The sequence below is a fragment of the Magnetococcales bacterium genome (assembly GCA_015232395.1).
Lineage (GTDB): Bacteria > Pseudomonadota > Magnetococcia > Magnetococcales > JADFZT01 > JADFZT01.
Window position 1 is genome coordinate 1 of sequence record JADFZT010000123.1, and the last position, 8,496, is coordinate 8,496.

The following is an 8,496-nucleotide window of genomic DNA, read 5'->3' on the forward strand; positions in this document are numbered from 1 at the left end:
TTCAACCCCAAGAGATGACTCCGGTTCGGGTGGCAGGATTTCAGCGTTGGTTCAACAAGCCCCCCACCTGGCGCAAAGGGATGGGGAACCAAATCACCGTACTCCAGGCCCTCCCCGCCCCCTCTCACCACCTGAATGCGCTTCTGGTCTCGGTCACCGATCCAGAAATTCTCTGGAACCTCCGTCGCAGGGAAAGGGGATATTTTCAACACAGGGTTCCTCCAGAGGCGATCACCTTTGATGACCCTGCCAGATCATCGCCCAAACGTGGTTCCATTCTCATCTACACCGGAAAGCCCTCGCCCCACCCAGCCGAAATCCTCCCCAACCCGGACTATCTCGCCCTCTGCCTGGCAGGTGCCAGCCACTGGGGAAAAACCTTTTATCAGGCATTTTTGCAAACCACCTTCGTCCATCATGGACAAACATTGGCACACTATACTGGCTGAACCATAAAAACAGATTCCAGGCACCATCCCCCCTCCCGGAAAAAATCAATCCACCCTGCCACCCCCGGCAATTGAAATTCCAGCTGCCAAATGTTAATTCAATGACCCTATGAAAAGACAATATCACTCTCTCGCCGAAGCCCGGGAAGCATTCGAGGTCCTGGCCACCGAACGTCCCGACCTGATCCAAATCCAATCCATCGGTCAAAGCTGGGAAGATCGGGAAATATTGCTGGTGACATTGACTCTGGATGTCACCCGGGCCGCTGAAAAACCCGCCCTCCTCTATACCGGCACCATCCACGCCCGGGAGTGGATCGGCATCGAACTGGGGGTCGCCTTTGCCCGGCATGTGGTCCAAAACCTGGAGCTGGATGAGGAATTGCGCCAAATCCTCACCCGAGCCACCCTCTATATGATTCCCTGCTTGAACCCCGACGGCTTCGAGCTTTCCCGACGCCATTTTTCCGGCTGGCGAAAAAATTGTCGAAAAAACGCCGACGGCACCATGGGAGTGGATCTCAACCGCAATTTTCCCATCGGTTTTCGCTCCCATGGCGATAGCGGCAGCAATCTCTACCCGGGCCCCGAACCTTTTTCCGAACCGGAAACCCGTGCTGTGCGGGATTTTGTCGAAAGCCACCCAAACCTCGCCATCGCCCTCGACTACCACTCCCACGGCAATGTCTTTTTCCCGGCCCACAATTTTCGCCACGAAGATAGCGCCGACACTACCGACATGAATGTCTTCTGCGCCAATATGGCCGAGGAGATCCGCAAGGTGTCGGGCCGGGAGTATGGTATCCATCAAGGCAAGCCCCCCGCCTCCATGATCAGCGGCAGCGGGCGGGAGTATTATCACTCCCGGGGAATGCTGGCCAGTGTGGTGGAGGTGGGCTCCCGCAATATTTCCGACTTTCGGGCCAACATGGCCGAGCACATCCGGGAGCATGTTCCCGCCTTGCTGGCCGCCCTCAAGGAGGCCCCCAACCACACCCGGGATAATCCCCTGCAAACCGTGGCCGAATTTCAGATCAAGGATATCCAGGCCAGGGAGGTCACCCTCACCTGGTCCCACGCCCGCAGCGGTGATGTCTATTTTGAGCTTTACCGGAGTGAAAAGGAGAAACATTATTGCCTCTCCTCCAATCGCGTTGTCCGTACCCGGGGGGTGGAATATACCGATCAAAATCTCAAGACCGCGACGGACTATTACTATTTTATTCGCGCTGTGGATGAAAAGCGGGGCATCAAGTCCCCCTTTGCCCCACTCCTGTCGCTGAAAACCCGCCCCGATCTCCACGAGTTTTATAAAATTCTCTACCCCCGGGCCAACGAGATCGGCAGTGTGTCGGAAAAGCCCGGCCCCCACGAGCTGAAATTTGGCATCAACTCCCTCTTTGTCGGTGTCAGCGAAGCCCGTGGAGTCTGTTATGGGGTGGTCTGTTTTTCCCTCGACTCCATGCCCACCGATGCGGTCATCCTCTCCGCCCACATCTCCCTCTATCCCATCAACCGGGTGCCCGCCCGGGTGGAGCGGTTTGGGGAGTGGAATGTGGGGGTGTTGGATCCGGACAGCTTTGACGATATGACCGATTTTCAATCGATCAACAACGCCCGGGTGCTGCAATTTGTCGGCAAGCCCACCAAATCCCAACATTTAACCCAGGGAATCTGGCGCTCCTGGCACTTTACCAACCACGAATGCCAGCTTTTGGGCCAACAACTCAAACGGGGACAGGCCCATTTTCTGGTCACCGGCCCCACCACACTGCCCACCGGGCGCACCTCCCAAATGATGATGTGGGATATCGGTTATGGCCGCTTCGGCTACGGCATGACCTTCCGGCCCAAGCTGGAAATCACCTACACCCTCCCCCCTCAAATCAGGGAGCTATCCCCCTGCGCCACCCTCTCCCTGGATGAAGATCACATCCTTCCCAACACCTTTTGCGTAGCCGTCACCCCCCAGAGCAAAAAATCGGGCTATCTGGCCTTTGATCTGAAAGGGATTGCCGATCACCAGGAAGAGATGGTCCTCACCAACGCCCGGCTCGAATTTACCGCTGTCACCTCAGCGAAAATCCCCCCTAAAAAAAACCACGCCCGCCTCCACGTTGATTTTTTGGAAGCCCCCGATGGCGTCACCCCCGAAAGCCTGGCCCAAGTCGACATTATCGAGCAGATCGATTTTGATCTGAGCTTTGAGGAGATCCGCCGGGAGCCGGTGCGGGCTTTGCGTTTTGATACCCTGGCTTTGGAAGAGCTGGACCGGCTTTTTCAGGAAGGACGAAAAGCGGCTTTTCTCTTCAAGGCGACCACTTCCGACAACCTTGAACAGGAAGAGAGCCTGGAACTGATGGGGCTCTCCTCAAAACACCCCCCCCGTCTCGTTATCCACTGCCTGCCCAAGCGACGCAAACAGCCCAAACCCATCCAGGGGCTTGCCGCCATCAAGGAGCAGGAGATGGTCAAGCTCACCTGGCAACTCCCCGATGACCCTGCCAACCGGGGGGCGCTGGTGGTGAAAAACCCCTTTCGCATTCCCCTCTCCCCCAACGATGGCCAAAAACTCTACGGCGGCAAGGATCCCTTCACCTTCGACCGTTTCGGGGCGATGGATGTGGCCAAATATTACGGCGTCTTCGCCTACGACGATGTACCCAATTTCAGCCCCGTGGAGTGGATCCGCTACCAACCGCCCCAAGAAAAAGCCACCGGTTATCTGGCCGATTTGGAAACCCTGGTCCGCATCAACTCCCACACCGCCAATAAAAAGGGGGTGGATCAGGTCGGGGCCACTCTGGAAGATTGGCTCGCCCGGATCGGCTATGAAACCGTCCGCTATCCCCGGGATCAGATCGGCGACCACCTGCTGTTTCGCGCCCACCGACAAACGGGAGAGCGTCTTCTGCTCCTGGGCCACATGGACACGGTTTTTCCGCCAGGGGAGTTCGACCATTTCCGACTGGACAGTGAATGGATCCATGGACCAGGCGTGTGTGACATGAAGGGGGGGCTCATCGTCGCCATCGAAGCCCTGCGTCTGACCCACGCTGCCTTTGGCCGCATCCATAATATCGATCTATTGCTGGTTTCGGATGAGGAGACCGGCAGCGATGATTCCAAGGCATTGACCGCAAGCCTTGCCAGGGACTACGATTTCGCCTTCGTGTTTGAGGCGGCAGGCAGAGAGGGGGAGCTTGTGGTGGGGCGCAAGGGGGTGGGCACCTTCACCTTTGATTTTGAGGGGGTGGCGGCACATGCTGGGAATCACTATGCCGATGGCGTAGATGCCAATCGGGCAGCGGCCCAGGCGACCCTCTTTTTGACCAGCTTAACCGATCTTGCCAAAGGCACCACCGTCAACGTCGGGAAAATGACCGGTGGCTTGAGCGCCAACACCATCTCACCCCGGGCCTCCCTGGTTTTTGAAACACGCTACGAAACCACCAGCGAGCGGGACCGGCTTTTGGCTGCGGTCGAACAGTTTGTCGCCGATACCAACGCCACCGATCAACAAGCCAAAATCACCCTCTCCGGCGGCATCCAGCGAGATGTCATGGAGCCTACCCCCAGGCAAGGGGAGCTCCTGAGCGCCATCACCACCATCACCGGCGCCACCATCCCCACCGAATGCCGAGGGGGAGTGAGCGACGCCAACATTACCAGCTCCCACGGCCTCACCACCCTGGACGGCTTCGGCCCTTTCGGGGATGGGGATCACACCCACCGGGAGCGGGCCAACATCGAGAGCTTCCAGGCGCGAATCAGCCTGGTCACAGCTCTCCTGCAACACCATCAAAGCAATCAACGACTCAATCCACCAACCCTTTCCTGACCACAAGGGATGCAGGACCATGGAAAACCGGAAAATCGGAATATGGATGTACCAAAATGGCGGCGGTGACGTCATCCAGGAAAAATTGAAAAAAAAACTCATCGAACGGGACATGACCCCCTATTCGGGCCTCAACCTCTACCACGCCTATGCCGACAGCCTGGGGCTCTTTTGCAATCAAATTCAGATGGACGAACTGGACCTCTTTTTTTCCTACAACGCCGGGGAACAGACCGTCTATCAGATGTATCTCTATGAAGCCCTCAGCCGCTTCATCCCCACCATCAACAACTACAGCGCCTTTGCCCTCACCGAGGATAAGTTCAAAACCCTCAACGTGCTGCGCAAGGCGGGTATCCCCACCACCGAATTTGTCCTCTGTCACCGGGACGACAAGGAGCGGGTCCATCGCATTTTTGAATTTTGGGATCACAAGCTCATTTACAAACCGGTGGATGGCTGGGGAGGGGTGGGCATGGTCAAAATCGAAGGGGAGCAGGCCCTCGATTTTGTTCTTCCCTTCATGTCTAAAACCGATCTGCGTTTTTTCTATCTGGAGCGGTTTATCCCCAACGACGGCAGCGATTTCCGGGTGGATGTGGTGGATGGCCAATTCATCAGCTGTTATGGCCGCAAGGCAGGCCGGGGGGAGTGGCGCACCAACGTCACCTCCGGAGGCAAGGTGATCATACGGGAAGCCAACGACCAACTGGTTTCATTGGCCATCAAGGCCGCCAAAGCCACGGGCCTGGAAGTGGCGGGGGTGGATCTGCTCTACGATCTGGAACGGGAGGAGTATGTGGTGATGGAGGTCAATGGCATTCCCGCCTTTGCCACTCCGGATCAGGAGGCCATGGGGCTTGATTTTAACAACAAAAAAATCGACGCCCTGGTCGAGTTGATTGACAGACGCTCCCGGGAAGGAATTCGCTGATGCCCCCCTCCCCGGTGTCATCCCACCCACCCCGTTCTCCTGACAAGCTGCCACGGCTGGGCTTTTTTTATCTCGACCACGTGTTGCGTTTTTTCAACCGCTCCAACTTTCCCGATTGGCCCGAGCCCATCGAGACCGTCCACTATCACTGGCAGGGGGATGAGGAACGGTTTATTGAGGAGATCAAACGCAAAAAAATCGACATTCTCATCGGCAACGTCCCCGCTACCGCCTACAAGACCTTTCTCAAAATGGAAAAGGCCCTGCCCGGCGTTGAGTTTGTCCCTTCCCTAAAATCCCAGTTTGCCAATCGATCCAAGGAAAATGTGACGCTCTTTTGCCGGGAAAACGACCTCGCCATTCCCGAGACCCATATTTTCCACGACCAGGCCGAAGGGGTGCGGTTTCTCAAATCGTGCAGCTATCCCCGGGTGATCAAGCGCTCCTATGGGGCTTCCAACTATGGCGGCTATTATGTTCACAAGGTAGATAATGCCAAAGAAGCCATAGACCTGCTCACCAAACGAAAATACACCCCCCTCTATATTCAGGCCTGCGTCCCCCTGGAGGCGGACATTCGGGTGATGTTGATCGGCCATGAACCCGTCTGCGCCTTTTGGCGGCGCCCGGGTGAGGGTCAATGGCTCACCAACACCTCCCAAGGGGGAAGCATGGATTATCAGGGGGTGCCGGATGCTGTTCTGGAGTTGGCCATCGCCTCCAGCAAGGCCTCCCAATCCCCTTACTGGGGAGTGGATATTGCCAAACACGGAGAGGATCTTTCCATCCTCGAATGCGCCACGGCCTTTGCTGCGTTTCCCTATATTCGGGATTGGATTGGGCGTTATCTCTCCTGGGAGTTCAGCAACGGTCGTTTTCCCCGCCCTTATCTCCCTGAAAGAAACTGGGAGGAGATCGGCAAAATCAGTGCTGATCTATTAAGAACCATGCGCCACATCTCCTTCGGTGCCTACACCCCGTCAAGCGATGGGGATAGTATCGACAGGCAGCATGAAACCAACCCGGCGGGCGACGGTGGGGCAGAATAAATATTTCAGGGGGGTGGATAGGTCGAAACAGGGGAAACGGACAGCCCCAATTCCCTGAGTATCACAAGAGAGGGGATTGGGGGTGACGCTCTGAGATTTTTTTCCACAACCACCCCATGGTTTTCCGGGAGAGTACTCTTTTCAGCCGGGAGAGAAAAATATTCAGGTCGTTACCCTGGACGTGACTGTCACGGATCAGGTCACTTGCTTGGCATCGGTGGCTTGGTGGGAGGCGATCAGGCGATATTGAACGTGGTGGGGCTTGTTTCCCTGACAGGGAATGACACAATTTTCAAAAAAAGTACTCTCCCCCCGACGCAGATTTTCAGGGTTGGGGGTTACCGATACCCGACTGCTGATTTGTCCCGATTCATCCATCAAAAACAGCATCAGGCGAATCTGCCGAACAAAGGGAATATCGGTCTTGTTTTGGATGGTGCAGGAGAGCAATACATCGGTTTCATTCCAGACACACTTTTTTAAAATTAAGTTCAGATCCACATCCTCACCACTCTTGATACTGGAGAGTCTGTGAAAAGGAATGCCGTCCGCTGAATCCTCCCGCCCCCCTTCGCTGGTGACCAACTCCTCCAGAGCCTTGGCGATAAACGTTTTCAGATCGTTCATGGAGGCGTTTTTGCTGATAAAATTAGCCGCTCCCAGGTTGAGGAGCTCCTGCACCATCTCCATCTCTTTCAAGCCGGTCAGCATGATGACCCAGGCGTTGGGGTTTTCTCGCAAAATAGCGGTGAGGGTCTCCCGTCCCTCCATAATCGGCATAAAAAAATCGAGAAACACTACGTCAGGCTGGTGCTCTTTATACTTTTCCAACCCCTCCAGACCGTTTTCCGCCTCCCAGACCGCCACGATGCCCTGTTCCTCCAGCCCCCTGCGAACGATACGGCGGATGGTGCTTTGATCATCGACAATCAGCGCGGAAGTGATCTGGCGATGATGACTGGCCTGAGGGGAAGCCCCTGTCGGCTTGGCCGAGAAGAGATCGTCCCAAGAGTTTCCGTCCATCTTCATTCGAAAGCGGCCACCCTGCGAAGCAACCCGGGCAGCATCTCTTCCGTCCCCATATTCTTGAGATTTTTTTATTCACAAAACAGTTTTTCCAGCTCATTGTGCCGATGATTCCCCCTGAACGCAATCACCCTTAAAAATGATCGGCCCAACAGCCCCCATCCCTTCAATAAATCCAAACACCACCCGAATCCAACCTCATGGATAGCCTGTCATGGGAAGCCAGGGACACGTCAAGCTCCAAGGCATCCTCTTGAAAATATTGACGTTTCAATCAAATCCATAATCGGAGTCAAGAGAGGCCAAAATGCAAAGTGATAACACCTGGAAGCCGTCGGCGATCAAATCACGCAACCTCTGGCCCCACAAGGATTTACCCTATCTGACAGCCTCGGAATGTCTCAGCGGCATAGCTTAGAACCGATGGATTTCCAGGCTTCTTCCGCTGACTTTGACGAGTCCCTGGATGCCATGCCGGTCACAGAGATTTGAAATAGGTACCTTGTTGATCAGGTGCTCACGCAAAATAGCGGTCTTCTCCTGAGCCGTGTGATTTTTGCGCTTCTTGGGCATCAAAACTCCTCCTTTTGGTCGCTATCATATGTAGCTTATCCAAAAGTTGGAATTGTCCGTTTCCAGCTGAGGCAAAACAGTACAAGGGGAAGCCGATCCGGCAGGTCAGCACAAAAGCGTGGTACGCTGCCTTGAAGCGAGCCGGGATTGAAAATTTTCGGTGGCATGATCTGCGGCACACCTGGGCGAGCTGGCATGTTCAGGCGGGAACGCCGCTGCACATTCTAAAAGAGCTTGGCGGGTGGGAAACGGAGGAGATGGTGGCGAGATATGCGCACCTGGGTGCAAGCCATCTAAAGCAGTACACCTCCCAGGTTGAAGGCATCGAGGACACAACCAAGTCACAAGGCCATTTGAGGCTGGTTGGATAAAAAACAAAAAACCCCTGCAACTCATTGAGTCACAAGGGTTTTATTTTGGTTGCGGGAGGAGGATTTGAACCTCCGACCTTCGGGTTATGAGCCCGACGAGCTACCGGACTGCTCCATCCCGCGGCAACCAAATCCCGGAAAAAGTCTGATCTTGATCAACCCAACCGGTTATGTAAAAAGGGGCTTCCTGGCAGTGACCTACTTTCCCACACCTTAAGGCGCAGTATCATCGGCGCAGGGGAGCTTAACTACC

The 8,496-nt window shown here is 55.3% G+C and carries 7 protein-coding genes and 1 tRNA gene; 5 read left to right on the plus strand and 3 right to left on the minus strand.

The features are described 5' to 3' along the window. The 4 genes from HQL52_19240 to HQL52_19255 all read left to right on the plus strand — a co-directional run. A partial coding sequence (locus HQL52_19240) for a hypothetical protein (GenBank protein ID MBF0371579.1) occupies positions 1 to 449 on the plus strand: 449 nt, incomplete at its 5' end. Between the two features lie 109 nt (positions 450 to 558). Next, positions 559 to 4,290, plus strand: coding sequence for a M20/M25/M40 family metallo-hydrolase (locus HQL52_19245; protein ID MBF0371580.1), 3,732 nt, complete (start codon positions 559 to 561; stop codon positions 4,288 to 4,290). 19 nt (positions 4,291 to 4,309) lie between these two features. Further along, positions 4,310 to 5,224: an ATP-grasp domain-containing protein gene (locus HQL52_19250; protein ID MBF0371581.1), complete on the plus strand. Its 915-nt coding sequence runs from the start codon at positions 4,310 to 4,312 to the stop codon at positions 5,222 to 5,224. After that, on the plus strand, positions 5,224 to 6,273 hold the full coding sequence (locus tag HQL52_19255) for a hypothetical protein (protein MBF0371582.1): 1,050 nt from the start codon (positions 5,224 to 5,226) through the stop codon (positions 6,271 to 6,273). The genes HQL52_19250 and HQL52_19255 overlap by 1 nt, the downstream gene beginning before the upstream one ends. A 195-nt stretch (positions 6,274 to 6,468) precedes the next feature. Here HQL52_19255 and HQL52_19260 read toward each other — a convergent pair whose 3' ends face one another. Both HQL52_19260 and HQL52_19265 read right to left on the minus strand, forming a co-directional pair. Then, on the minus strand, positions 6,469 to 7,302 hold the full coding sequence (locus HQL52_19260) for a response regulator (protein MBF0371583.1): 834 nt from the start codon (positions 7,300 to 7,302) through the stop codon (positions 6,469 to 6,471). 411 nt (positions 7,303 to 7,713) lie between these two features. Next, entirely contained in the window at positions 7,714 to 7,872 is a 159-nt protein-coding gene (locus tag HQL52_19265; GenBank protein ID MBF0371584.1) for a transposase, read from the minus strand. 14 nt (positions 7,873 to 7,886) lie between these two features. Here HQL52_19265 and HQL52_19270 point away from each other — a divergent pair, with 14 nt between their 5' ends. After that, entirely contained in the window at positions 7,887 to 8,243 is a 357-nt protein-coding gene (locus HQL52_19270; GenBank protein MBF0371585.1) for a tyrosine-type recombinase/integrase, read from the plus strand. Between the two features lie 46 nt (positions 8,244 to 8,289). Here HQL52_19270 and HQL52_19275 read toward each other — a convergent pair. Next, a tRNA-Met gene (locus HQL52_19275) sits at positions 8,290 to 8,366 on the minus strand. Positions 8,367 to 8,496: the final 130 nt, after the last annotated feature.